General features: G+C 64.7%; 20 protein-coding genes and 4 tRNA genes. 20 read left to right on the top strand and 4 right to left on the bottom strand.

Translation table 11 applies throughout. The features are described 5' to 3' along the window. Positions 1–65 precede the first annotated feature (65 nt). From BV82_RS19045 to BV82_RS26465, 16 genes are all read left to right on the top strand, one after another. Positions 66–2,789, top strand: coding sequence for a motility hub landmark protein FimV (locus BV82_RS19045; RefSeq protein ID WP_036996466.1), 2,724 nt, complete (start codon positions 66–68; stop codon positions 2,787–2,789). 119 nt (positions 2,790–2,908) lie between these two features. Further along, positions 2,909–3,733, top strand: coding sequence for a tRNA pseudouridine(38-40) synthase TruA (truA, locus tag BV82_RS19040; protein ID WP_010223259.1), 825 nt, complete (start codon positions 2,909–2,911; stop codon positions 3,731–3,733). Between the two features lie 61 nt (positions 3,734–3,794). Next, positions 3,795–4,415 carry a phosphoribosylanthranilate isomerase gene (locus BV82_RS19035; protein WP_010223260.1) on the top strand — a complete coding sequence of 207 codons (621 nt, stop codon included), beginning with the start codon at positions 3,795–3,797 and terminating at the stop codon, positions 4,413–4,415. 279 nt (positions 4,416–4,694) lie between these two features. Beyond that, a complete protein-coding gene (accD, locus tag BV82_RS19030; RefSeq protein ID WP_010223261.1) occupies positions 4,695–5,615 on the top strand; it encodes an acetyl-CoA carboxylase, carboxyltransferase subunit beta in 921 nt (306 codons plus the stop codon). Then, positions 5,612–6,919: a bifunctional tetrahydrofolate synthase/dihydrofolate synthase gene (gene folC / locus BV82_RS19025; protein WP_010223262.1), complete on the top strand. Its 1,308-nt coding sequence runs from the start codon at positions 5,612–5,614 to the stop codon at positions 6,917–6,919. Before accD ends, folC begins: the two co-directional genes overlap by 4 nt. After that, positions 6,903–7,571: an SPOR domain-containing protein gene (locus tag BV82_RS19020; protein WP_036996464.1), complete on the top strand. Its 669-nt coding sequence runs from the start codon at positions 6,903–6,905 to the stop codon at positions 7,569–7,571. The genes folC and BV82_RS19020 overlap by 17 nt, the downstream gene beginning before the upstream one ends. A gap of 99 nt (positions 7,572–7,670) precedes the next feature. Continuing rightward, positions 7,671–8,225 carry a CvpA family protein gene (locus tag BV82_RS19015; protein ID WP_036996463.1) on the top strand — a complete coding sequence of 185 codons (555 nt, stop codon included), beginning with the start codon at positions 7,671–7,673 and terminating at the stop codon, positions 8,223–8,225. Positions 8,226–8,266: 41 nt separating this feature from the next. Next, positions 8,267–9,772, top strand: coding sequence for an amidophosphoribosyltransferase (gene purF, locus BV82_RS19010; RefSeq protein ID WP_010223267.1), 1,506 nt, complete (start codon positions 8,267–8,269; stop codon positions 9,770–9,772). Between the two features lie 15 nt (positions 9,773–9,787). Further along, a complete protein-coding gene (locus BV82_RS19005; RefSeq protein ID WP_010223268.1) occupies positions 9,788–10,999 on the top strand; it encodes an O-succinylhomoserine sulfhydrylase in 1,212 nt (403 codons plus the stop codon). An 11-nt stretch (positions 11,000–11,010) separates the two neighbouring features. After that, entirely contained in the window at positions 11,011–11,769 is a 759-nt protein-coding gene (locus tag BV82_RS19000; protein ID WP_200874285.1) for an SDR family oxidoreductase, read from the top strand. A gap of 159 nt (positions 11,770–11,928) precedes the next feature. Further along, a tRNA-Val gene (locus tag BV82_RS18995) sits at positions 11,929–12,004 on the top strand. A gap of 76 nt (positions 12,005–12,080) precedes the next feature. Continuing rightward, positions 12,081–12,157 (top strand) — tRNA-Asp (locus tag BV82_RS18990). Positions 12,158–12,255: 98 nt separating this feature from the next. Continuing rightward, positions 12,256–12,332 (top strand) — tRNA-Asp (locus tag BV82_RS18985). 111 nt (positions 12,333–12,443) lie between these two features. Beyond that, positions 12,444–12,520, top strand: a tRNA-Asp gene (locus tag BV82_RS18980). 217 nt (positions 12,521–12,737) lie between these two features. Beyond that, on the top strand, positions 12,738–13,373 hold the full coding sequence (locus BV82_RS18975; protein WP_244993525.1) for an SDR family NAD(P)-dependent oxidoreductase: 636 nt from the start codon (positions 12,738–12,740) through the stop codon (positions 13,371–13,373). Beyond that, the gene (locus BV82_RS26465; protein ID WP_244993524.1) at positions 13,297–13,488 is read left to right on the top strand and encodes a hypothetical protein; all 192 of its coding nucleotides are present in this window, start codon (positions 13,297–13,299) and stop codon (positions 13,486–13,488) included. Before BV82_RS18975 ends, BV82_RS26465 begins: the two co-directional genes overlap by 77 nt. A gap of 8 nt (positions 13,489–13,496) precedes the next feature. Here the strand turns inward: BV82_RS26465 and BV82_RS18970 are convergent, their stop codons facing one another. Further along, complete coding sequence (locus BV82_RS18970; RefSeq protein ID WP_036996461.1) at positions 13,497–15,050, bottom strand: methyl-accepting chemotaxis protein; 1,554 nt, start codon at positions 15,048–15,050, stop codon at positions 13,497–13,499. 271 nt (positions 15,051–15,321) lie between these two features. On the opposite strand from BV82_RS18970, the gene BV82_RS18965 reads away from it, so the two are divergent. Next, positions 15,322–16,197: a DUF2242 domain-containing protein gene (locus BV82_RS18965; protein WP_036996460.1), complete on the top strand. Its 876-nt coding sequence runs from the start codon at positions 15,322–15,324 to the stop codon at positions 16,195–16,197. A 203-nt stretch (positions 16,198–16,400) separates the two neighbouring features. Here the strand turns inward: BV82_RS18965 and BV82_RS18960 are convergent, their stop codons facing one another. Together BV82_RS18960 and BV82_RS18955 are read right to left on the bottom strand one after the other, a co-directional pair. Then, positions 16,401–17,441, bottom strand: a complete 1,041-nt coding sequence (locus BV82_RS18960; RefSeq protein ID WP_036996459.1) for an AraC family transcriptional regulator — start codon at positions 17,439–17,441, stop codon at positions 16,401–16,403. Positions 17,442–17,445: 4 nt separating this feature from the next. After that, positions 17,446–18,567, bottom strand: coding sequence for a nitrilase-related carbon-nitrogen hydrolase (locus BV82_RS18955; protein WP_010223275.1), 1,122 nt, complete (start codon positions 18,565–18,567; stop codon positions 17,446–17,448). 193 nt (positions 18,568–18,760) lie between these two features. Between BV82_RS18955 and BV82_RS18950 the strand changes: the two genes are divergently transcribed. Continuing rightward, entirely contained in the window at positions 18,761–20,797 is a 2,037-nt protein-coding gene (locus BV82_RS18950) for an NADPH-dependent 2,4-dienoyl-CoA reductase (protein ID WP_036996457.1), read from the top strand. A 78-nt stretch (positions 20,798–20,875) separates the two neighbouring features. After that, complete coding sequence (locus BV82_RS18945; protein ID WP_036996455.1) at positions 20,876–21,775, top strand: 1-aminocyclopropane-1-carboxylate deaminase/D-cysteine desulfhydrase; 900 nt, start codon at positions 20,876–20,878, stop codon at positions 21,773–21,775. Here the strand turns inward: BV82_RS18945 and BV82_RS18940 are convergent. Further along, positions 21,772–22,320: a cytochrome b gene (locus BV82_RS18940; protein ID WP_010223278.1), complete on the bottom strand. Its 549-nt coding sequence runs from the start codon at positions 22,318–22,320 to the stop codon at positions 21,772–21,774. The two genes, BV82_RS18945 and BV82_RS18940, sit on opposite strands and share 4 nt — an antisense overlap. Positions 22,321–22,491: 171 nt before the next feature. Here BV82_RS18940 and BV82_RS18935 point away from each other — a divergent pair, with 171 nt between their 5' ends. Continuing rightward, complete coding sequence (locus BV82_RS18935) at positions 22,492–23,778, top strand: arsenic transporter (RefSeq protein ID WP_010223279.1); 1,287 nt, start codon at positions 22,492–22,494, stop codon at positions 23,776–23,778. The last annotated feature ends 63 nt before the right edge of the window (positions 23,779–23,841 follow it).

Raw genomic sequence — 23,841 nt, 5'->3', positions numbered from 1 at the left:
ACTTGCCGACAATTTGCCCCACTTGTTCTCGGTTGCCGGGGAAGGTTCATTCAAAGGAAGAGGTCATGCTTCGAATTCGCAAACTGGTCTTAGCAATTGCCGCGGCGTCGGCGCTGTCGTCCGGTATGGCGCATGCCCTCGGGTTGGGCGAGCTGACGTTGAAGTCAGCGCAGAACCAACCCCTGGATGCCGAGATCGAACTGCTCGATGTCCGCGACCTGACGGCGGCCGAAGTGGCGCCGAGCCTGGCGCCGCCCGAGGAGTTCGCCAAGGCCGGTGTCGAGCGCCAGGCGTTTCTCAATGACCTGACCTTCACCACGGTGATCAACCCCAACGGCAAGAGCGTGTTGCGGGTGACCTCGAGCCAACCGCTGCCGGCCCCGATGGTCAAGTTCCTGGTTCAAGTCATGTGGCCGAGCGGTCGACTGCTGCGCGACTACAGCGTGCTGGTCGACCCGGCCAAGTTCAACACACCGGCCGGGCAACCGGCGCCGGCGGGCGTTGCACCTGCGGTGACGGCAGCCAACTACACCACCGTGCGTCGCGATACCCTGTGGGAAATCGCCTCGAAAGCCCGTCAGGGTGGTTCGGTGCAGCAGACGATGCTGGCCATCCAGGCGTTGAACCCGGATGCCTTCATCAACGGCAACATCAACCTGCTGAAAACCGGCCAGGTCCTGCGCCTGCCCGATCAGCAGCAGATCACCAGTATTCCTCAGGCCCAGGCCGTCACCGAAGTCGCCGAGCAGTACGCTGCCTGGCGCGAAGGCCGGCGCCTGGGCCCGCGTGCGCGCCAGCTCGACGCCACCCGGCGCAGCGGCACCGAGGCGGCGCCGGCGCGCATCGCCAATCAGGACAACCTCAAGCTGGTCGCGCCCGGCAGCAAGGCCGCCGCGGGCAGCAAAGGCCTCAGCGACAAATTGGCCATGGCCCAGGAAAGCCTGGACACCAGCCGTCGCGACAATGAAGAACTCAAAGGCCGCATGGCCGACCTGCAGAGCCAACTGGACAAACTGCAGCGCCTGATTGCGCTGAAGAACGACCAGTTGGCCAAGCTCGAGGCCCAGGGCGCCGCAGATGCCGCTGCGCCTGAAGCCGCCGCGACCCAGCCACCGGCGATCTCTGCCGAGCTGCAACCGGCCCCGGCACCTGCGCAGCCAGCAGTCACGCCAGCGCCGGCAGCGGTCGATACCGCACCGGTTGACCCGGCGCAGCCTGCGGTCGCCGAACAGGCGCCGGCCGATTCGAACAAAATGCTCGACGATCTGCTCGGCAACCCATTGCTGCTGGCGCTGATTGCCGGCTCCGCGGTGTTGGTGCTGTTGCTTTTGCTGCTGTTGCTGGCCCGCAAGCGCAAGGCCGACCAGGAAGCGGAAAAACACCTGCGCATGGCCCGGGCCCTGGCGGAGGAGGGCGAGCGCGCTGCAGACCTGGACCTGCCGCCAAGCAGCTTTGAAGGCCTGGACGTGGTGCCGCCGAGCGTTACCCTGGCGCCGGCAGTGGTGGCCGCGTCCGCGGCTGCCGCGACAGCCGCCGCATTGCCTGCCGAAGAGCCTGCGCCTGAACCTGCGCAAGCTGCGCCGAGCACACCGGTGCAAGGCCCGATTGCCGCGCCGCTGGTTGCCCCGGCGGCCAGTGCTGCGGCACCGACCGGCGATACCTTGCTCGACGAAGTGGAGCTGAACATCGCCCGTGGCCGCCTCAATCACGCCGCCGAGCTACTGGAGCCCGCGGTTGCCGCCGCGCCGGAGCGCAGCGACCTGCGCTTGAAGCTGATGGAAGTCTACGCCCGTCAGGGCGACCGGGATGGCTTTGTCGGCCACGAGCGCCAGTTGATCGCCACCGGCCAGAACCATGCCGATGTCGAAGCCCTGAAAAACCGCTTCCCGGCCATGCTGGCAGTCGCTGGCGCAGGTGTCAGTGCTGCGGCGCTGGCGGCCGAACTGGACGCCCAGTACGTCCAGGAACTGCTGCAGGACGAAGCGCTTGCCGAGCCGGTTGCTGAAGTCGAGCCTGTGCTCGAGGCCGAGCCGGTCGTTGAGCCTGAGGCTGCCGTTGAGGAGTCGCTGGCGGATCTTGATCCGTTGCCTGAAGACGACCTGGACAGCGCTTTCGACCTGAGCCTGGAGGAAGATCTGCAAGGCCTGGAGCTGGACGAACCGCCACTGCTCGATGAGCCTTCGCTGGCCGTTGAAGAGCCGCAGGTGGCAGAAGTCGCGGGCGAAACCAGCCCCGCTCAACCCGACTTCGACGCCTTGCTGGAAGAGCATCTTGCCCAGCCTGAGCAGGCCCTGGACGACCTGGCCGATTTTGACCTCGATGTCGCCAGCGACGAGCCTGCGCCACAGCCGAGCAGCGAGAACGTCGATGTCGCCGCCGAGCTGGCGGCGTTCGACGAAACCATGCCGGAGTTCGACCCGCTGAGCGAGCTGGACCTGCCGGAAGACTTCGACCTGTCGCTGTCGCTGGACGACTCGGAGGCGGACAAGCACTTTGCCTCGGAGCTCGATGACGTCAACGCCGAACTCGACAAGTTGTCGCAAAGCCTTGAGCAGCCATCGATCGAAGCGCACTTCACTGAAGCGGACGCCGCCTTGAGCGACGACCTGGACGATGATTTCGACTACCTCGGCGGTGCCGACGAAGTGGCCACCAAGCTTGACCTGGCCCGGGCCTATATCGACATGGGCGACCATGACGGCGCCCGCGACATCCTCGATGAAGTGCGCAAGGACGGCAGCGATGCCCAGCGCCAGGAAGCCGACGAGCTGCTCTCGCGCCTGGTCTGAGTTCAGCCTGTGTACCGCCGACGGCAGCCCAAGTGGCTGCCGTTGTCGTTATAATTACCGCCATCTGCTAAACCAACAGGCTGTATCCCTTGGAAATCATTGATAACGCGGCTGCCGAAGTGGCGGCCGAAGGCTTCTTTCGTATTGCTTTGGGCGTTGAGTACAAAGGCTCGCGCTACCGCGGCTGGCAGCGCCAGGCCAGTGGCGTGGCGAGCGTGCAGCAAACCCTGGAAGAAGCCTTGTCGCGGGTGGCTGATTCGCCGGTCACCCTGCACTGCGCCGGGCGCACCGATGCGGGCGTGCATGCCTGTGGCCAGGTGGTGCATTTCGACACCCAGGCGGTGCGCAGCATGAAGGGCTGGACCATGGGCGCCAATATCAACCTGCCCCATGACATCAGCGTGTCCTGGGCCAAGGAAATGCCCGCGCACTTCCATGCGCGCTTCAAGGCCATCGCCCGGCGTTACCGCTATGTGATCTACAACGACCAGATCCGCCCGGCGCACCTGGGCGAAGAGGTGACCTGGAACCACCGGCCGCTGGACGTCGAGCGCATGGCCCTGGCCGCCGAGTACCTGGTCGGCACCCACGACTTCAGCGCCTTCCGCGCTGGCCAGTGCCAGGCCAAGTCGCCGATCAAGAATCTTCATCACCTGCGCGTTACCCGCCACGGCCAGATGATTGTCCTCGACATCCGCGCCAGTGCCTTCCTCCACCATATGGTGCGCAACATTGCCGGCGTGCTGATGACCATCGGCGCCGGCGAGCGTCCGCCGGAGTGGGCCAGGGAAGTGCTGGAAAGCCGCGAGCGGCGCGCCGGCGGGGTGACCGCGCATCCGTACGGGCTGTACCTGGTGCAGGTCGAGTACCACGACGAGTTCGAGCTGCCCGAGCGTTACATTGGCCCACACTTCCTGACCGGCTATGAGACATTGACAGGCTGACGGCCCGCAAGCCATTTGCTAACATCCGGGACTTTCCGCTTTCTGCTGAGGTTCACAGGTCATGAGCGCCGTTCGCAGCAAAATCTGCGGCATTACCCGCATCGAGGATGCGCTGGCCGCAGCCGAGGCGGGTGCCGATGCCATCGGCCTGGTGTTCTATGCCAAAAGCCCGCGGGCGGTCAGTGTGCAGCAGGCGCGGGCGATCATCGCCGCACTGCCGCCGTTCGTCACCACGGTGGGTCTGTTCGTCAACGCCAGCCGCTGTGAGCTGACGGAAATCCTCGAAGCGGTGCCGCTGGACCTGCTGCAGTTTCATGGCGATGAAACCCCGGCCGAGTGCGCAGGTCTCAACCGCCCATGGATCAAGGCATTGCGGGTGCGCCCGGGCGACGACCTGGAGGCCAGCTGCAAGCTCTACAGCGGTGCCAGCGGTATTCTTCTCGATACCTACGTGGCCGGCGTGCCTGGCGGTACCGGCGAGGCCTTCGACTGGTCGCTGGTGCCTGCGCAACTGAGCAAGCCGATCATCCTCGCCGGTGGCTTGTCGCCTGAGAACGTGGCGCACGCCATCCAGCAGGTGCGGCCTTACGCGGTGGATGTCAGCGGGGGCGTGGAGCAGGCCAAGGGCATCAAGGACCCGGCACGGATCGAGGCATTTATCCGCGCGGTCAAGCAGGCGTGAAATCGCTGCATGCTGCGGATGTGACGGCTGGCCGCGCGCCATCGTCCATAGCTTTCGCAGCCTGGTGCTGCCGGATCGCGCCCATGGGCCGGTCGAAATTACCGGGTGACGCCACTGGCGTCGCCCTTACAGGTTGACGATGGTGCGGTATCGGGGTGGCTCGCTGCAGGCGGGCGCCGGAGCCGGACCATCATCGCGTCATACACGAATTGAGCTCAAGGGCATACGCGCGAGCTGGCAGCCATAGCCTGCCGGTCGCCGCTACTGGAGAAAGAAAGCATGAGCAACTGGTTAGTAGACAAACTGATCCCTTCGATCATGCGTTCCGAGGTGAAGAAGAGTTCGGTCCCTGAAGGTCTGTGGCACAAGTGCCCGTCCTGCGAGGCCGTGCTGTATCGTCCGGAGCTGGAAAAGACCCTGGATGTCTGCCCTAAGTGCAACCATCACATGCGTATTGGCGCCCGCGCCCGTATCGACATTTTCCTCGACGCCGAAGGCCGTGTTGAGCTGGGTGCCGACCTGGAACCGGTCGATCGCCTGAAGTTCCGCGATGGCAAGAAGTACAAGGACCGCCTGACTGCCGCGCAGAAGCAGACCGGCGAGAAAGACGCGCTGATCTCCATGAGCGGTACCCTGCTGGGCATGCCGGTCGTGGTCAGTGCCTTCGAATTCTCCTTCATGGGGGGCTCCATGGGCGCCATCGTCGGCGAGCGTTTCGTGCGTGCCGCCAACTATGCCCTGGAACACCGCTGCCCGATGGTCTGCTTCTCGGCCTCCGGTGGTGCGCGCATGCAGGAAGCGCTGATCTCGCTGATGCAGATGGCCAAGACCTCGGCGGTACTGGCGCGCTTGCGCGAAGAAGGCATCCCGTTCATCTCGGTGCTGACCGACCCGGTCTACGGCGGCGTTTCCGCCAGCCTGGCGATGCTCGGCGACGTTATCGTCGGTGAGCCCAAGGCGCTGATCGGCTTCGCCGGCCCGCGCGTGATCGAGCAGACCGTACGCGAGAAGCTGCCAGAAGGCTTCCAGCGCAGCGAGTTCCTCCTCGAGCACGGTGCCATCGACATGATCATCCCGCGTCAGGAACTGCGTCAGCGCCTGGGCAGCTTGCTGGCGCAAATGATGGGCCTGCCGACGCCGAAGTTCGTCGCTCCAGTGAGCGAGCCGCTCGTCGTTCCGCCGGCGCCTGCCACCGTATGACCCAACGTACCCTTGGCGACTGGCTCGCCTATCTCGAGCAGTTGCATCCGTCGGCCATCGACATGGGCCTGGAGCGTTCGCAACAGGTCGCTGCGCGGCTCGGGCTGGGCCAGCCGGCGCCACGGGTAATCACCGTGACCGGCACCAACGGCAAGGGCTCGACCTGCGCCTTCATGGCCGCGTTACTGCGCGCCCAGGGTCTCAAGGTCGGGGTCTACAGCTCGCCGCACCTGCTGCGTTACAACGAGCGGGTGCAGATCGACGGCGCTGAAGCCGGCGATGAGCAGCTGTGCGAAGCCTTTGCCGCCGTCGAGGCGGCCCGTGGCGAAATTACCCTGACCTACTTCGAAGCCGGCACCCTGGCGGCGTTCTGGCTGTTCAAGCAGGCGGCGCTGGACGCCGTGGTGCTCGAAGTCGGCCTGGGCGGGCGCCTGGATACCGTCAATATCGTCGATGCCGACCTGGCGCTGGTGACCAGCATCGGTGTCGATCATAGCGATTACCTGGGGGATACCCGCGAGTCGGTAGCCTTCGAGAAGGCCGGGATTTTCCGCGCAGGCAAGCCGGCCCTGTGCGGCGACCTCAATCCGCCACAGCCCTTGCTGGACAAGGCTCGCGCCTTGCACAGCCCGCTGTTCCTGCGTGGCCGCGACTTCGACCTGGCCAGCACCGACCAGTTCTGGCAGTGGCGCGGGGTCGATGCCCGCGGCGAGGTGGTCGAGTTGCAGGACCTGCCGTTACTCGACCTGCCGATGGAAAACGCCGCGTTGGCGCTGCAGGCCTACCTGTTGCTCGACCTGCCGTGGGATGCCGGGCAAATCGCCGCGGCCCTGCGCAGTACACGCATGGTCGGCCGCCTTGATCGCCGGGCCTTTACCTGGCAAGGCAAAGCGTTGACTATCCTCATGGATGTCGGGCACAACCCGCATGCTGCCGAGTACCTGGCTCAGCGCCTGGCCGCCCGGCCGCTGCCGGGCAAGCGCCTGGCGGTGTTCGGTCTGCTCGCCGACAAGGACCTCGAGGGTGTGCTCAAGCCGCTGCAGCAACAGGTTCAGGCCTGGGCCGTGGCGCCGCTGGATACCGCCCGCAGCCGGCCGGTCGCCGAGCTGCACGCGGCGCTGACGAACCTTGGCGCTGCGGTGCAGTCTTACGCCAGTGTCGCTGCCGCTCTGGAAGGGCAGTGCGCGCAGGCAACGGCGGATGATGAAATCCTGCTGTTCGGATCATTTTTCTGTGTCGGCGAAGCCTTGCAGTGGCTCGACCGGCAGGCCACGGAGGACGGGGCAAATGGCATTGCTGGATAAAGTGGTCAAGCAACGCATGGTCGGGGCGCTGGTGCTGGTGGCACTGGCGGTGATCTTCCTGCCGATGCTGTTCTCCCGCGAAGATGAAATGCGCCAGGTGCGCGTCGAAGCCCCTGAGGCGCCGGCTGCACCGACCCTGCCGCAAGTGCAGGTGGAGCCGGTGCAGGTGCCGGAGCCGCAGGTATTGCCTGAGGAGCCCGTCATCGTCGAGCAGTCCGCTGCCCCGGCGCAGGCGCCCAGCGCGCCAATTGCCCCGGTGCCAAGTGCCACGCCGGCGCCAACCCCGGCCCCGGCTGTACCGGCTGTCGCCGCAAAACCGGCCGAGCCTGCGCCAGCCAAGGCGCCGGCCAAGCCCGCGGCCACGGTCGCCACGGCGCCCAAGCCGGCAGCGGGCAAGATCGACGCCAACGGCCTGCCGGTCAGTTGGTCGATCCAGATGGCCAGCTTGTCCAACCGCGCCAGTGCCGACAACCTGCAGAAAACCCTGCGCAGCCAGGGCTACAACGCCTATATCCGTTCGGCCGAAGGCATGAACCGGGTGTATGTCGGGCCGTTGATCGAGCGCGCTGAGGCCGAGCGCCTGCGTGATGTGATCAACCGCCAGCAGAAGCTCAAGGGCTTTGTCGTACGCTTCCAACCCGAGCGCAGTTGAACCCTTGCCGCCCGGCCCGCACCGGGCGGTAAATCACTGCTTACCGACAGCCCGTTGCTCTGGTAAAATGCGCCGCCTTATCCGTTTGCAGGCACCACTGTGGCATTTACCTGGGTCGACTGGGCGATTCTCGCGATCATCGCCATTTCTTCGCTGATCAGTCTCAAGCGCGGCTTTGTCAAAGAGGCCTTGTCGCTGCTTACCTGGATCATCGCCGGTGCCGTGGCCTGGATGTTCGGTGGCTCGCTGTCGCAGTACCTGGAAGCCTATATCCAGACGCCTTCGGCCCGGGTCATCGGCGGATGCGCCATTCTTTTCGTCGCCACCCTGCTGGTGGGGGCCATGATCAACTTTCTCATCGGCGAGCTGATTCGCGTCACCGGGCTGTCCGGGACCGATCGCTTCCTGGGCATGGCCTTTGGCGCTGCCCGCGGGGCCTTGCTGGTGGTAGTGGCCGTCGGGTTGTTGAGCCTGGGGCCGGTACAACAGGATCAGTGGTGGCAGGAGTCTCGCCTCCTGCCACAATTTCTATTGGTAGCTGACTGGTCGAAAAACCTCATTCTGGGGTTCACCAGTCAGTGGCTAGCCAGCGGGATCAGCGCACCGGCTGATCTCCCGTTCCAGGAACAGCTGCTTGGGCCCAAAACGCCTTGACCGCTGTTCAGTCCAGTTTCATTAAGTAGGGGTTGCGTCGCATGTGTGGCATCGTCGGTATCGTCGGTAAGTCGAACGTCAATCAGGCGCTGTATGACGCGCTAACCGTCCTCCAGCACCGCGGCCAGGACGCTGCCGGTATTGTGACCAGCCATGATGGCCGGTTATTCCTGCGCAAGGACAATGGCCTGGTCCGTGACGTGTTCCAGCAGCGTCATATGCAGCGCCTGGTCGGTCACATGGGTATTGGCCACGTGCGCTACCCGACCGCGGGCAGCTCGACCTCGGCCGAGGCTCAGCCGTTCTACGTCAACTCGCCCTACGGCATCACCCTGGCGCACAACGGCAACCTGACCAACGTCGAACAGTTGGCCAAGGAGATCTACGAGTCCGACCTGCGCCACGTCAACACCAGTTCCGACTCGGAAGTGCTGCTCAACGTCTTCGCCCATGAGCTGGCGGTGCGTGGCAAGCTGCAACCGACCGAAGAAGACGTATTCGCCGCGGTCACCGACGTGCACAACCGTTGCGTCGGCGGTTACGCGGTGGTGGCGATGATCACCGGCTACGGCATCGTTGGCTTCCGTGACCCCAATGGCATCCGCCCGATCGTTTTCGGCCAGCGTCACACCGACGAAGGCGTCGAGTACATGATCGCCTCCGAAAGCGTTTCGCTGGACGTGCTGGGCTTCACCCTGATCCGTGACCTGGCGCCGGGCGAAGCGGTGTACATCACTGAAGAGGGCAAGCTGCACACCCGTCAGTGCGCGACCAACCCGCAGCTGTCGCCGTGCATCTTCGAGCACGTCTACCTGGCTCGCCCTGACTCGATCATCGACGGCGTTTCGGTCTACAAGGCGCGCCTGCGCATGGGCGAGAAGCTGGCCGAGAAGATCCAGCGCGAGCGTCCGGACCACGACATCGACGTGGTCATCCCGATTCCCGACACCAGCCGCACCGCGGCGCTGGAGCTGGCCAACCACCTGGGCGTCAAGTTCCGCGAAGGTTTCGTCAAGAACCGCTATATCGGCCGTACCTTCATCATGCCCGGCCAGGCCGCACGCAAGAAGTCGGTGCGCCAGAAACTCAACGCCATCGAACTGGAATTTCGCGGCAAGAACGTGATGCTGGTGGACGACTCGATCGTGCGCGGCACCACCTGCAAGCAGATCATCCAGATGGCCCGCGAAGCCGGCGCGAAAAACGTCTACTTCTGCTCGGCCGCCCCGGCGGTACGCTTCCCTAACGTCTACGGCATCGACATGCCGAGTGCCCACGAGCTGATTGCTCATAACCGCAGCACCCAGGATGTCGCCGAACTGATCGGCGCCGACTGGCTGGTCTACCAGGACCTGCCGGACCTGATCGAAGCGGTCGGCGGTGGCAAGATCAAGATCGAGCATTTCGATTGCGCGGTGTTCGACGGCAAGTACGTCACCGGCGACATCGACGAAGCCTACCTGGACAAGATCGAGCAGGCGCGCAACGACGCCTCCAAGGTCAAGAACCAGGCGGTCAGCGCGATCATCGACCTCTACAACAACTAAGTTAGGAGCAGCGGCATGACACAGGAATGGGATGCCGGGCGCCTGGACAGCGACCTCGAAGGGGTCGCTTTCGACACGCTGGCGGTACGCGCCGGCCAGCATCGCACGCCGGAAGGTGAGCACAGCGATCCGCTGTTCTTCACCTCCAGCTATGTGTTCCGTACGGCGGCCGATGCCGCCGCGCGGTTCGCCGGCGAGGTTCCAGGCAACGTCTATTCACGCTACACCAACCCGACCGTGCGCGCCTTCGAAGAGCGCATCGCCGCCCTTGAAGGCGCCGAGCAGGCGGTGGCCACCTCCACCGGCATGTCGGCGATCCTTTCGACCGTCATGGCCCTGTGCAGCGCCGGCGATCATGTGCTGGTCTCGCAGAGCGTCTTCGGTTCGACCATCAGCCTGTTCGAGAAGTACTTCAAGCGCTTCGGCGTGCAGGTCGATTACGTGCCGCTGACCGATCTGGCCGCCTGGAACCAGGCGATCAAGGCCAACACCAGGCTGCTGTTCGTCGAGTCGCCCTCAAACCCCTTGGCTGAGCTGGTGGATATCGCCGCCCTGGCCGAGATCGCCCATGCCAAGGGTGCACAACTGGTGGTCGACAACTGCTTCAGCACTCCGGCCTTGCAGCAGCCGCTGAAGCTGGGCGCCGACATTGTCGTGCACTCGGCGACCAAGTTCATCGACGGCCAGGGCCGTTGCATGGGCGGCGTGGTTGCCGGGCGCAGCGAGCAGATGAAGGAAGTGGTGGGCTTTTTGCGCACCGCCGGGCCGTCGCTGAGCCCGTTCAACGCCTGGATCTTCCTCAAGGGCCTGGAGACCCTCAACCTGCGCATGCGCGCCCACTGCGCCAACGCCCAGGCCCTGGCCGAATGGCTGGAGCAGCAGGAGGGCATCGACAAGGTCCACTACGCGGGCCTGCAGAGCCATCCGCAGCATGAGCTGGCCAAGCAGCAGATGAGCGGTTTCGGCGCCGTGGTGAGCTTTGAGGTCAAGGGCGGCAAAGAGGGCGCCTGGCGCTTCATCGATGCCACCCGGCTGATTTCGATCACCGCCAACCTGGGTGACAGCAAGACCACCATCACCCACCCGGGCACCACCTCCCACGGCCGTCTGTCGCCGCAGGAGCGTGAGGCCGCCGGCATTCGCGACAGCCTGATCCGGGTCGCGGTGGGGCTGGAAGACGTGGCTGACCTCAAGGCCGACCTGGCCCGCGGGTTGGCGGCGCTGTGATCGACTGGTCGGTGGGCGACAGCAGCCATAACGGTCGCGTCGCCCTGGTCACCGGCGCGGCGCGCGGTATTGGCCTGGGCATTGCTGCCTGGCTGATCAGCGAAGGCTGGCAGGTGGTGCTCACCGACCTCGACCGTGCCCGTGGCGCGAAAGTGGCCAAGGTGCTCGGCGACAACGCCTGGTTCGTCGGCATGGATGTCGCCGACGAAGCCCAGGTGATGACTGGTGTGGCTGAAGTGCTGGGCCAGTTTGGCCGGCTCGACGCCCTGGTGTGCAATGCGGCGATTGCCGACCCGCACAACACCACCCTCGAAAGCCTGAGCCTGGCGCACTGGAACCGGGTGCTGGCGGTCAACCTTGGCGGCCCGATGCTGCTGGCCAAGCACTGTGCGCCGTATCTGCGCGCCCATTGCGGGGCGATCGTCAACCTGGCGTCGACCCGCGCCGGGCAATCGGAGCCCGACACCGAGGCCTATGCCGCGAGCAAGGGCGGGCTGCTGGCCCTGACCCATGCCCTGGCCATGAGCCTGGGCCCGGAGATTCGCGTCAACGCGGTGAGCCCCGGCTGGATCGATGCACGTGATCCTTCCCAGCGCCGTGCCGAGCCGCTGACCGAAGCCGACCATGCCCAGCATCCGGCGGGCAGGGTAGGGACGGTGGAAGACGTCGCGGCGATGGTGGCCTGGTTGCTGTCGCGCAATGCCGGCTTCGTCACCGGCCAGGAATTTGTGGTCGACGGTGGCATGACCAAGAAGATGATCTATCGGTAGCTGCAAGATGTCCGCAATGTGCTTTTGATTTTGCTTTTTCTTGTGGCTTGCAGCTTGAAGCTTGAAGCTGTTTTTTTCACCTCAGTGAAAAAAACTTCAATCAGGCTATTGACTTAGGTTCGATACCTGCGTAAATTTCGCCACCTCAGCGAAGCACACGGGTGATTAGCTCAGCCGGGAGAGCATCTGCCTTACAAGCAGAGGGTCGGCGGTTCGATCCCGTCATCACCCACCACTTCCTGAGATGTTCCTGACCCGACACTTTCGCAAGAAGGTGTTACCAGAGAGGAACCGGACGCAAGTCCATATGCGCAGCGGTAGTTCAGTCGGTTAGAATACCGGCCTGTCACGCCGGGGGTCGCGGGTTCGAGTCCCGTCCGCTGCGCCACTATTCTCCAGATCGGTTTAACGACCGGTTTGAGGTTTCAAGGCCAACAGCCTTGTAGCCAGATCCCAGTTTCAAGCGGGCGCAAGCCTGTACGATACGCAGCGGTAGTTCAGTCGGTTAGAATACCGGCCTGTCACGCCGGGGGTCGCGGGTTCGAGTCCCGTCCGCTGCGCCATCTTCGCTTCGAGGCCCTTGAACTCCTCGAAGTAACAAAGAGAGCGACCTGAGGTTGCTTTTTTTGTGCCTGAGTTTTGCAGCCTTCGCGCAACTCAGGTGAGCACGACACGCAGCGGTAGTTCAGTCGGTTAGAATACCGGCCTGTCACGCCGGGGGTCGCGGGTTCGAGTCCCGTCCGCTGCGCCATATCGAAGTAACAAAGAAAGCGACCTTCGGGTCGCTTTTTTTGTGCCTGAATTTCGGCACCGTGGTGCGGCCATCGCCGGCAAGGCCGGCTCCCACAGGAGCGCGGTGTACACAAAACTTGTGAGAGCTGGCCTTGCCAGCGATGAGGCCTACTTGGTCTACATCCAGTCCTCACAACCGTTATGCTAGCGCCTTCAGTCTTCCACTGAGGTTCAGGATGAACAATCTTCAAGACTCGATCGCGGTGATCACCGGCGCCGGACGCGGCCTGGGTGCCGCCCTGGCCATCTCGCTGGCCGACGCCGGTTGCAAGGTGGTGCTGTGCGGGCGCAATGAAGCGGCGCTGGCACACGTCGCCGCCACTATCGAAACCCGCACAGGCCAGCTGCCGACCACGGTCCAGGTCGACCTGGCCGACAGCGCCAGCGTTACCCGCGCCACGCAAACCATCAGTCAGCGCTTTCCCACCCTCGACGTGCTGATCAACAACGGCGCCATGTGGCTGGAAGCGAACGAGCAGGGCTACTCGCCCGAAGACGTGCAGGGCGTGATCAACGCCGCGGTCACCGGCACCTTCCTCTTCACCCAGGGCCTGCTGGCGTCGCTACGCCGCTCCCGGCGCCCGGACATCGTCACCCATAGGTTCGATCAGCGCATTGCCCAATGCCGCCTTGCACAGCGTCTCAGTGCCGTTCTACGCCGCCAAGCACGCCCAGCGGGCGCTGGCCGAAGGGTTGCGTCAACAGCTGGCGGGTACGCCGATCCGTTCGTTGTGCGTGCACCCGCCGTACCTGGACGATATCTCCCCGACCGAACCTGCCTGGGAGGCCGTCAGCGAGCGCCAGAAGGGTGAGCGCGGCACCAATCGGGATGTGGTCGAGGCGGTGCTGTTTGCCGTGACCCGGCCGCGGCATGTGAGCCTGTCGTCGATCGTCATCGACAGCGACGACGGCGGCCTGTTCGGCTGAGTCAACGGCTAAACCCTGAAGCGCGCCACCAGCTGTTGCAGTTCGCAGCCCAAGCGCGCCAGTTCCACTGACGAGGCCGCAGTCTGCTGTGAAGCGGTGGACGACTGTTCGGCGACATCACGAACGCTGAGCACGCTGCGGTTGATCGATTCGGCCACGGCGCTCTGCTGTTCGGCGGCGGTGGCGATCTGCAGGTTCATGGTCTGGATGCTGGTCACGGTCTGGGTGATGGCCTGCAGTTCGATACCGGCCTGATTGGCCATCTCTACCGTGCCGCCGACCTGCTGCTGGTTGGCGTGCATCATTTCGGCGGCCTTCTGTGCGCCCTGTTGCAAGGAGACGATCAGCGCTTCGATCTGTGCTGTCGACTGCTGGGTGCGCAGTGCCAGCCCGCGAACCTCGTCGGCCACCACGGCAAAACCGCGGCCGGCCTCGCCAGCGCGCGCCGCTTCGATGGCGGCATTGAGCGCCAGCAGGTTGGTCTGCTCGGCGATGGCGTTGATCACCGTCATCACCGTACCGATGCGTTCGCTTTCTTCCGACAGCTGGCTGATCGCGCTGGCCGAACTGCCGATATCGTCCGCCAGCTGGCCGATCTGGTTCAGGGCCTGCTGCACCACGCGGTTGCCCTGTTTGGCCTGGCTGTCGGCCTGGCGCGTGGCTTCGCTGGCTTCTTCGGCATTGCGCGCGACTTCCTGGACGGTGGCGACCATTTCGCTCATCGCCGTGGCTACCTGGTCAGTCTCGACCTTCTGGCTGGTGATGCCGGCGCTGGTCTGCTCGGTGATGGTCGACAGCGCTTCGGCGGCGCTCGACAGCTGGCGGGTGACATGCCCGGCCTGGCCGAGCATCTCCCGCAGGTTATCGCCGCTTTGCGCCAGCGCCTGCAACAGCTGGCCGAATTCGTCGCGGCGCGGTTCGCTGGCGGTGTTGGTCAGGTCGCCTTCGCCAATGCGCCGGGCAATCTCCAGCGCCTGGCGCAGTGGCTGGGTGACCTGGCGGATGATCAGCGCACTGATCAGCACACCCAGCACCAGGGCGGCGAACAGCAAGGCGAGCATCAGGCTGCGGCTGTTGCTGGATTCTTCGGTGCTCTTCTGGTTTTGCAGGGTGATCAACTGGTTGATCGCCTCCAGGCCCTGGTGGACGTTTTCCAGCAGTTGATCGTGAAGCTTGGTCTGCAGCAGGGTGCCGCCGGTCGCAGCCTTGAGTTGCTCGAATTGTTCCAGGTACAGCTTGAGATCGTCCCCAGTGGCCTTGAGCAGGCGCTGCGAGTCGGCATCGGGCAGGGCGGCGAGGTTTTCCTCCACCAACGCTGTGGCCCGCTGATGAGCCTTGGTCAGCTGGCTGGTGAAGGTGCCTTCGCGGCGTTGCTCGAAGCTCAGCTGGGCGGCACGCATTTCATTGAGGTTGTCGAGGATGTAATTGACCGACACCAGGCGGTCGGCCCGTTGGGTCAGGGTATTCAGGCTACTGATGGCGGTAATGGCCAGCAGCGCCATCAATACCAGGATGGGCGTAAAGCCGAGCAGCAGCTTGATTTTCACGGATAGGTTTTTCACCGAGGTAACTCCTGTCGACCGGTATGGCGTCAATAATGGCTAGTTGCCAGCGTAGTCGCAGAATGTGCAGGGCAAAAGTCAGATGGATCCGATCAGACAGTAGGGTTTGAGTGAAGTAATTGTGGGCTTATCGACCAATGGTCAACCCTAGGCACCGGGGGTGATCGCTGGCGCTTTGGGTGAAATTTCTGCGGTGATTGGCAGCCTACGGTTTCAGCATGCCGCCGATGTGATGCACAATAGGCACCGACCGTTTTCCTCAGGATTTGCAATGTCAAAGTCAACCGTCTGCGGTGCGCTCGGGCTGGCCCTTGTGCTGGCGGGTGTTTCCGGCTGTTCTTCGAAGAAAGCAGCCATTTACGAACACGAGAATTTCGACGACTCGGGTACCTTTTCGCGCAGCTTTCCGGTCAGTGAGGCCGGTACCTGCGAGGCTGCCCGCCGTGCCTTGCTCAGCCAGGGCTACATCATCACCAGCAGCGATGCAGGCCAGGTCAATGGCAACAAGAGTTTCCAGCAGACCGGCGATTCGCACCTGCAGATCAGCTTCAACGTGGTCTGCGCCCGTGACAGCGGCGACGAGCAGCGCTCGACCATGTTCGCCAACGCCCTGCAGGATCGCTATGCGCTGAAAAAATCCAACACCTCGGCCAGCCTTGGCGTGGGTGTGCTGGGGTCGGTGTCGATGCCGATCGGCTCCAGTGACGACTCGATGGTCAAGGTCGCCAGCGAAACCGTGACTTCGGCCAAGTTCTACGAGCGTTACTTCGCCCTGGTCGAAAGCTTCCTGCCCAAGGAAAACAAGAAAAAGGCCGGCCCCAAGCCTGCGGATAAGCCGGCAGTGGAACTGGGCGTGCCCGAGCCTGCGCCGCTAGCGCCAGCGGCCGCCCTGGCCCCGACGCCTGCGCCAGCACCTGCGACGCCAGCGCCGGCTGCAGCAGTACCGGTCACCGAGCCGGCTGCGGCACCAGCTGCCGAGGTGCCTGCCGCACCCGTGGTCGATGACAGCAATGGCTCGCAGCCGGTACCGCCGCCGGCAGAAGCTGCGCCGATCAGTGTCCAGGACAGCAGCACGCCGGCTGCCGAACCGGCCCCGACCGTCGCCCCGGCAGCGCCGGCCAGCAGCGCCGAGCAGGCGCCGCTGTAACTTCGCCAGTGTCTGCTACGTTGTTTTGACAAGCGTCATTGTCATTTTTCTTTCATCACGGCACTTTAGGCTCGTTGACGAATCAATGACGTGAATGAGAAACGACGGAGCAGATGATGGACGACTATCAAGAAGAACTACTCGAATACCGCGCCATTGAGCTCGACCCGGTCGAGCCCGCTGAAGACGCCACCGAGCTGTAATCAGCCGGTACGCCGCTGGCTGCGGCGAAACTCGCCCGGGGTGATGCCGTTCCAGCGCTTGAACGCGCGTTGAAAGGCCTCTGCCGAGGCAAACCCGAGTAGATAGGCAATCTCGCCGAAGGCCAGCTCCGTGTCGCGAATGTAGGTCATGGCCAGGTCGCGCCGGGTATCGTTGAGGATCGCGCGAAACTGCGTGCCTTCCTCGGCCAGCTTGCGCCGCAGGGTCCAGGTCGGCAGTTGCAGGTGCCTGGCCACTTCCTCCAGATCCGGTTCTCGTCCACCGTTCAGCAACGGCCCCAGCAGATGGGCGATGCGCTCGCCCAGGCTGCGTATCCGCGTGCGCTGTTCAAGCTCGGCCTCACACAGTTGCAGCAGGTGCTGCCAGGTGCTCGGGCAGTGCGCGGGGTTGCGCAGGGCCAGGTTGGCGCGGCTCAGGCGCAGCTGATTGGTGCCTGCGCCGAACTGCACCGGGTTGCTGCTCAAGGCCTGGTAGTGGGCGGCGTAGGCAGGCGCGTCGAATTCGATCTCGACCCGTTCTGCCAGCAGGGTCACCCCCGCCAGGCTCGACAACTGCGCCAGCCAGCCGGCCAGCAGTGAGTCCACCACGAAGCGGTTGTAGGCGTTGTACGGGCTGATCGAGTAGAAACGCAGCCAGGCGCCGCCACTGTCTTCATGAAAGCTTGAATGCCCGCGGTAATTGGCCGCATACAGTGGTTCGAAGCGCAGCAAGGTGCGCGCGGCTTCGCCCACGGTCGGCGCTTGTGCCGCCGTGACGCCGGCCAGGCCTGCCTGGCCGAGGCGGCTGATATGGCCCATGTGCAGGCCCAGGGCCGGATCGCCGGTCAGCTCGATGGCGGCATGGCCCAGGTGCATGTAGCGCGGGATCGACAGGCGCGCCCCCGGTTCGGCCAGGCGCGCCGGGTCCAGGCCGTAGCGGGCGAGCAGGGGAGAGGGATCGATCCCGCGTTGCTGCAGGGTTTCACTCAGCGGCTGAATGAAACCGACCGACAGGTCGCCCAAGCGCACACGTGGGCGATTCATGCGTTTACAACCAGACGTTCAGCAGGCGCGCACCGGGGCTGGCAGTGCCGCCCAGGTTCACCCCGTTGAGCTGGGCAAAGCCCTGGCCATCGGCGGCCTGGTCCCAGAAGCGCCCGCGCAGGAACACACTCATGCTGCTGACCTTGGCGGTGTTGGCCTCCAGGGTCAGGCGCTGCCAGGCGTCGCGTTCGCTCACTTCGCCCGGCTTGAGCGTCAGCGACGAGGCCAGGGGTTGGTGGCGGTTGCCGCGCCATGGCGCGCTCCAGCTGTTGTGGCCGCTGAGGAACACCGGGTTGGCGACGATCTGGGCAAACTGGTTGACCAGTTGCTGCTGGTTGCTCGGGTACCAGCTGTCGCTGCCGATCAGCACGCCAAGGCGCCCGGCAGGGGTTTGCAGTACCTGTGGCGGTTGATCGGTGCCGCTGCTGATAAAGCGCCGCACTTCGCTGTCGGGGTGCTGTTGGCGCTGCGGCTGGCCAAGCACCGAGCCGTCGCTGGCGAAGACCAGGCTGGCGTTGTACAGGGCACCGGAGCCGATCCGCAGGGTGCCGCGCTCGACATAAGGTTCAGGCAAGACGATAGAGCCCGCCACCAGGGTCACGCCGAACTCCTTGGCCAGGCCCCCGAACAACTGCTGGTAATCCTCGGCCATCTGCCCGGCTTTCATTCGCAGGTGCGCATCGGCACGGCGGTCGTCGCCTTCGGCGCCGAGCATGGCCAGGCCGTAGCGCAGCGGGTTGCTCAGCTCCAGCCACTGCAGGGCTTCGCGGCGCTCAGTGACCTGGTACAGCTCGTTTTTCTCGCCACGGGCCCACAGCCAGGTGCCGATGTGCTCGGGCAGGATGACGATGGTCTTGGCATTGACCAGGCCTTGGGCGCGGGCGTGTTCAAGGTAGGCGGCCAGCTTGCGGTGCAGGCGTTGCAAGCTTTGGTAGTCGCCAGGGAACAGTTGCGGCTCGACCCCCAGCAAATTGCCGTGATCGGCCGGCACGCCTTCGCTCAGGGCCAGCTCGATGCGCAGGTCCGACAGGTAGTGCCCGGCCGGGCGCTGCTCGGTCCAGAACCCGTAGCCACTCAGGGCGGCTATGACAACCAGCGCCAGGGCGCTCAACAGAAGTTTTCGCATGAAACGGGACAGCGCCGACAAGGGATTCGGCCCCTAGGGTAGACCCCGCGCGCAGTAGGATCAATAACTTGTCACTTTCGGTCATTGAGCCGCGCCCGCTGGCTCTTTAATGTCGGCCTCAGATAACTGACGGGCCCCGCCAGCCTTGGCGAGGCGCCCGCATTCCGTGATTACGCCTGTTGTGGAGTTGACTATGGCCGCCGCTCAATACCCGCATTTGCTCGCCCCGCTGGACCTGGGTTTCACCACCTTGCGCAACCGCACGCTGATGGGCTCGATGCACACCGGCCTTGAAGAGAAGCCCGGCGGTTTCGAGCGCATGGCGGCCTACTTTGCCGAGCGCGCCCGTGGCGGCGTCGGCCTGATGGTGACCGGCGGCATTGGCCCGAACGTGGAGGGTGGGGTGTATTCCGGCGCTGCCAAGCTGAGCACGCCGGAAGAAGCCGATAAACACCGCATCGTCACCAAAGCGGTGCATGAGGCCGGTGGCAAGATCTGCATGCAGATCCTCCACGCCGGTCGCTATGCCTACAGCCCGAAATCGGTAGCGCCAAGCGCCATCCAGGCGCCGATCAACCCGTTCAAGCCGCGCGAGCTGGATGAAGAGGGCATCGAGCAGCAGATCCAGGACTTCGTCACCTGCTCGCTGCTGGCGCAAAGCGCCGAGTACGACGGCGTCGAGATCATGGGGTCGGAAGGCTACTTCATCAACCAGTTCCTCGCCGCCCACACCAATCAGCGCACCGACCGCTGGGGTGGCAGCTACGAGAACCGCATGCGCCTGGCGGTGGAAATCGTCCGCCGGGTGCGTGAAGCGGTAGGGCCGAACTTCATCATCATCTTCCGCCTGTCGATGCTCGACCTGGTCGAGGGCGGCAGCAGCTGGGAAGAGATCGTGCAGCTGGCCAAGGCCGTGGAACAGGCCGGCGCGACCCTCATCAACACCGGTATCGGCTGGCACGAGGCGCGGATCCCGACCATCGCCACCAAGGTGCCGCGCGCGGCGTTCAGCAAGGTCACCGCCAAGCTGCGCGGTGCAGTGCAGATCCCGCTGATCACCACCAACCGCATCAACACCCCAGAAGTCGCCGAGCAGATCCTTGCCGAAGGCGATGCCGACATGGTCTCGATGGCGCGACCGTTCCTGGCCGACCCGGAGTTCGTCAACAAGGCCGCCACCGGGCGTGGCGACGAGATCAACACCTGTATCGGTTGTAACCAGGCCTGCCTGGACCACACCTTCGGCGGCAAGCTGACCAGTTGCCTGGTCAACCCGCGCGCTTGCCACGAAACCGAGCTCAATTACCTGCCGGTGACCCAGGTCAAGCGCATCGCCGTGGTTGGCGCCGGCCCCGCCGGCCTGGCTGCTGCCACCGTGGCGGCCGAGCGCGGCCATGAGGTGACCCTGTTCGATTCGGCCAGCGAGATCGGCGGCCAGTTCAACGTGGCCAAGCGCGTGCCGGGCAAAGAGGAGTTCTACGAGACCCTGCGCTACTTCAAGCGCAAGCTGCAGACCACCGGTGTCGAGCTGTGCCTGAACACCCGCGTCGATGCCGAGCAGCTGACGGCGGGCGGCTTTGACGAGATCATCCTCGCCACCGGTATCGCTCCGCGCCTGCCGGCCATTCCCGGCATCGAGCACGCCAAGGTGCTGAGCTACCTGGACGTGCTGCTGCAGCGCAAGCCGGTAGGGCAGAAGGTTGCGGTGATCGGCGCTGGCGGTATTGGCTTTGACGTCTCCGAGTACCTGGTGCACCAGGGCGTGGCCACCAGCCAGGACCGCGAAGCGTTCTGGAAGGAGTGGGGCATCGATACCCAGCTTGAAGCCCGCGGTGGCGTAGCCGGGATCAAGGCCGAGCCGCATGCGCCAGCGCGCCAGGTGTTCCTCCTGCAGCGCAAAAAGACCAAGGTCGGCGATGGCCTGGGCAAGACCACCGGCTGGATTCACCGCACGGGCCTGAAGAACAAGCAGGTGCAGATGCTCAACAGCGTCGAGTACCTGAACATCGACGACGCCGGCCTGCACATTCGCATCGCCGAGGGCGAGCCGCAGGTGCTGCCGGTGGATAACATCGTCATCTGCGCCGGCCAGGACCCGCTGCGCGAACTGCAGGACGGCCTGGTCGCCGCCGGCCAGTCGGTGCACCTGATCGGCGGTGCCGATGTCGCCGCCGAGCTGGATGCCAAGCGCGCCATCAACCAGGGGTCGCGCCTGGCCGCCGAACTCTGACTGGCGCAGCGCGGCGGGCTGCCGGGCCCGTCGCGCTGTTACACTGCGCTGCCCTGGCAGCCCTGTTGTGCCCCTCCCATGATCGGCAGATTCGACGACCTTCCTCTCGCGCCCCTGCAACCCTTGCCCCTGAGCTGGCTGCGCCCGCATGGCGTGGAGCTGGCGGTGTTGCGCCTGGACCTGATCGACCCGCTGATCAGCGGCAACAAGTGGTTCAAGCTGCTCGAACACCTGCGAATCGCCCAGGCCCAGAGGGCGCCTGGGGTGATCAGCCTTGGCGGCGCCCATTCCAATCACTTGCATGCCCTGGCAGCCGCCGGCAAGCGTTTCGGCTTTGCCACCGCTGGCCTGCTGCGCGGGCACGAGCAAGACACACCGACGGTGCGCGACCTGCAGGCCTTTGGCATGCAGCTGCATTGGCTGGGGTATGGCGGCTATCGCGAGCGTCATCAGCCGGGTTTCTGGCAACCCTGGCACGCGCTTTACCCCGGTTGGCATTGTGTCGCCGAAGGCGGCGGCGGGCCCCTGGGCGCCAAGGGCTGCGCCTTGATCGTCGAGCAGGCGCACGGGCAATTGGCGGCGCTGGGCTGGGCGGATTATCACGGCTGGTGGCTGGCGGCAGGTACCGGTACCACCCTGGCCGGGTTGGTGCTGGCGGAAGCGGGCAGGCACGAGGTCCATGGTGCCTTGGCAGTGCCGCTGGACCATGGCGTGCCCGAGGCGGTGCAAACGTTGGTGGGCAAGGCTGGTTACCGCTTGCATGAGGCCTGCCGTGGCGGCTTTGCCAAGGTCGATGACGAATTGTTGGCGTTCATGGCCGAGTGCGAGGCGCAGTCGGCGATGCCGCTGGAGCCGCTGTACACCGCCAAAGCCTTGCTGGCGCTACGTCGGGAGGTCGAAGCCGGGGCCTTTGCCCCTGGTACCCGCCTTATCTTCCTGCACAGCGGCGGCCTGCAGGGCCGCCGCGGTTTTGCCTAGTTGTTGCGTGGCAACATGCGCAGCAGGGTGTTATCGCGCTGCACGTAATGATGGTACAGGCCTGCGACCGCATGCAGGCCGATCAGCCAGTAGCCCCAGGTGCCGATACGCTCGTGCCAGCCCTTGATGAATTTGGCCTGGTCCGGGTCCGGGGCGATCAGCGCCGGCAGCTCGAAACCGTAGAACGGGATCGGCTTGTTGGCGGCGCTGAGCAGCAGCCAGCCGGCCAGCGGCAGGCCGATCATCAGCAGGTACAGGGCCAGGTGCATCAGGTGCGCCAGGCCTGTCTGCCAGGCCGGTGGCGCCGGAATGATCGCTGGGGTCGGGCGACCCAGGCGCAGGGCCAGGCGTAACCAGACCAGCACGAACACGCTCAGGCCCAGCATGAAGTGCAGGTCTTTCATCAAGGCGCGTTCGGCGCTGTCCTTGGGAAACATGCCGCGCAGTTCGATAAAGGCGTAGACCGCCGCCAGCAGCACCAGCATCAGCCAGTGCAGGGCAATCGACAGGCCACTGTAGCGGGCCTGGTTTTGGCTCAGAGTCATGGGTGTTCCTCATCATCAGGTCGAAGTCCGCGCTCTTCTGGCGCAGTCAGCTAACTGTAACCGCTTGCCAGCCGGTTACCCGGGCATTGCAGCAGAAATTCATCACCGCCGTCTTGATCTGTCGCTAGAATCCGGCGCTTGTGCCCCACTATTTTGCAAGGTTTGTACTTCATGCTGATGGCATCTTTGATTTTCCTGCTGACCATTACCCTGGTGATCTGGCAGCCCCGTGGCCTGGGCGTGGGCTGGAGCGCCACGGGCGGGGCGCTGCTGGCGTTGCTTTGCGGGGTGGTGCAGTGGAGCGATATCCCGGTGGTCTGGCACATCATCTGGAACGCCACTGGCACCTTCATCGCCCTGATCATCATCAGCCTGCTGCTCGATGCCGCCGGCTTCTTCGCCTGGGCGGCGTTGCATGTGGCGCGTTGGGGACGCGGCAGTGGCCGGCGCTTGTTCTGCTACATCGTGCTGCTGGGGGCACTGGTGTCGGCACTGTTCGCCAATGATGGTGCGGCGCTGATCCTTACCCCGATCGTGGTGGCCATGCTCCTGGCCCTGCGCTTCAGCCCGGCGGCGACCCTGGCGTTCGTCATGGCCGCAGGCTTTATCGCTGATACCGCCAGCTTGCCGCTGGTGGTGTCGAACCTGGTCAATATCGTCTCTGCCGACTTCTTCGGTATTGGCTTCAACCGCTACGCGGCGGTGATGGTGCCGGTCAACCTGGTCGCCGTGGCGGCCACCCTGGCAGTGCTGCTGTGGTACTTTCGCCGCGACATTCCGCGCAACTACGACCCGCTGCAACTGGATGCCCCGCGCAGCGTGGTGCAGGACCCGGCGACCTTCGTCGCCGGCTGGCTGGTGCTGATGATCCTGCTGCTGGGTTGCTTTGCCCTGGAGCCGCTGGGCATTCCGATCAGCGCGATTTCTGCAGTGTGCGCCCTGGTGTTGCTGCTGGTGGCGGCGCGCGGGCACAAAATCTCCACGCGCAAGGTGCTCAAGGAAGCGCCCTGGCACATCGTGGTGTTCTCCTTAGGCATGTACCTGGTGGTCTACGGCCTGCGCAATGCCGGGCTGACCGATTACCTGGCCGGCTGGCTCGACGGTTTTGCCATGGGCGGGGTGTGGGGAGCGGCGCTGGGCACCGGGCTGCTGACCGCGGTGCTGTCGTCGATCATGAACAACCTGCCGACGGTGCTGATCGGCGCCTTGTCGATCGATGCCAGTACCGCCACGGGTGTGGTCAAGGAGGCGATGATCTACGCCAACGTGATCGGCAGCGACCTGGGGCCGAAGATCACCCCGATCGGCAGCCTGGCGACCCTGCTGTGGCTGCATGTGCTGGAGCGCAAGGGGGTGAAGATTGGCTGGGGGTATTACTTCAAGGTCGGGATCGTGCTGACGGTGCCGGTGTTGTTGCTGACCTTGGTGGCGCTGGCGCTGCGGTTGACTGTGGTCTAGAGGTGGCCTGATCGCGGGTCAAGCCCGCTCCCACAGTGGATCTGTGTGCATGTGGGAGCTGGC

Source organism: Pseudomonas donghuensis, assembly GCF_000696345.2.
In the GTDB taxonomy this organism is placed as follows: domain Bacteria; phylum Pseudomonadota; class Gammaproteobacteria; order Pseudomonadales; family Pseudomonadaceae; genus Aquipseudomonas; species Aquipseudomonas donghuensis.
The sequence above is the reverse complement of the archived record's forward strand: the minus strand, read 5'-3'. Positions and strand labels throughout refer to the sequence as shown.

Excerpts from the sequence above, each read along its gene's own strand:
- BV82_RS19020 (WP_036996464.1), top strand. The coding sequence starts at position 6,903 with ATGGCATTGCTGGATAAAGTGGTCAAGCAACGCATGGTCGGGGCGCTG.
- BV82_RS18935 (WP_010223279.1), top strand. The coding sequence starts at position 22,492 with ATGCTGATGGCATCTTTGATTTTCCTGCTGACCATTACCCTGGTGATC.
- folC (WP_010223262.1), top strand. The coding sequence starts at position 5,612 with ATGACCCAACGTACCCTTGGCGACTGGCTCGCCTATCTCGAGCAGTTG.
- BV82_RS18960 (WP_036996459.1), bottom strand. The coding sequence starts at position 17,441 with ATGAATCGCCCACGTGTGCGCTTGGGCGACCTGTCGGTCGGTTTCATT.
- BV82_RS18940 (WP_010223278.1), bottom strand. The coding sequence starts at position 22,320 with ATGACTCTGAGCCAAAACCAGGCCCGCTACAGTGGCCTGTCGATTGCC.
- BV82_RS18965 (WP_036996460.1), top strand. The coding sequence starts at position 15,322 with ATGTCAAAGTCAACCGTCTGCGGTGCGCTCGGGCTGGCCCTTGTGCTG.
- BV82_RS18945 (WP_036996455.1), top strand. The coding sequence starts at position 20,876 with ATGATCGGCAGATTCGACGACCTTCCTCTCGCGCCCCTGCAACCCTTG.
- BV82_RS18955 (WP_010223275.1), bottom strand. The coding sequence starts at position 18,567 with ATGCGAAAACTTCTGTTGAGCGCCCTGGCGCTGGTTGTCATAGCCGCC.
- BV82_RS19005 (WP_010223268.1), top strand. The coding sequence starts at position 9,788 with ATGACACAGGAATGGGATGCCGGGCGCCTGGACAGCGACCTCGAAGGG.
- BV82_RS18950 (WP_036996457.1), top strand. The coding sequence starts at position 18,761 with ATGGCCGCCGCTCAATACCCGCATTTGCTCGCCCCGCTGGACCTGGGT.
- BV82_RS19045 (WP_036996466.1), top strand. The coding sequence starts at position 66 with ATGCTTCGAATTCGCAAACTGGTCTTAGCAATTGCCGCGGCGTCGGCG.
- BV82_RS18975 (WP_244993525.1), top strand. The coding sequence starts at position 12,738 with ATGAACAATCTTCAAGACTCGATCGCGGTGATCACCGGCGCCGGACGC.
- accD (WP_010223261.1), top strand. The coding sequence starts at position 4,695 with ATGAGCAACTGGTTAGTAGACAAACTGATCCCTTCGATCATGCGTTCC.
- purF (WP_010223267.1), top strand. The coding sequence starts at position 8,267 with ATGTGTGGCATCGTCGGTATCGTCGGTAAGTCGAACGTCAATCAGGCG.
- BV82_RS19035 (WP_010223260.1), top strand. The coding sequence starts at position 3,795 with ATGAGCGCCGTTCGCAGCAAAATCTGCGGCATTACCCGCATCGAGGAT.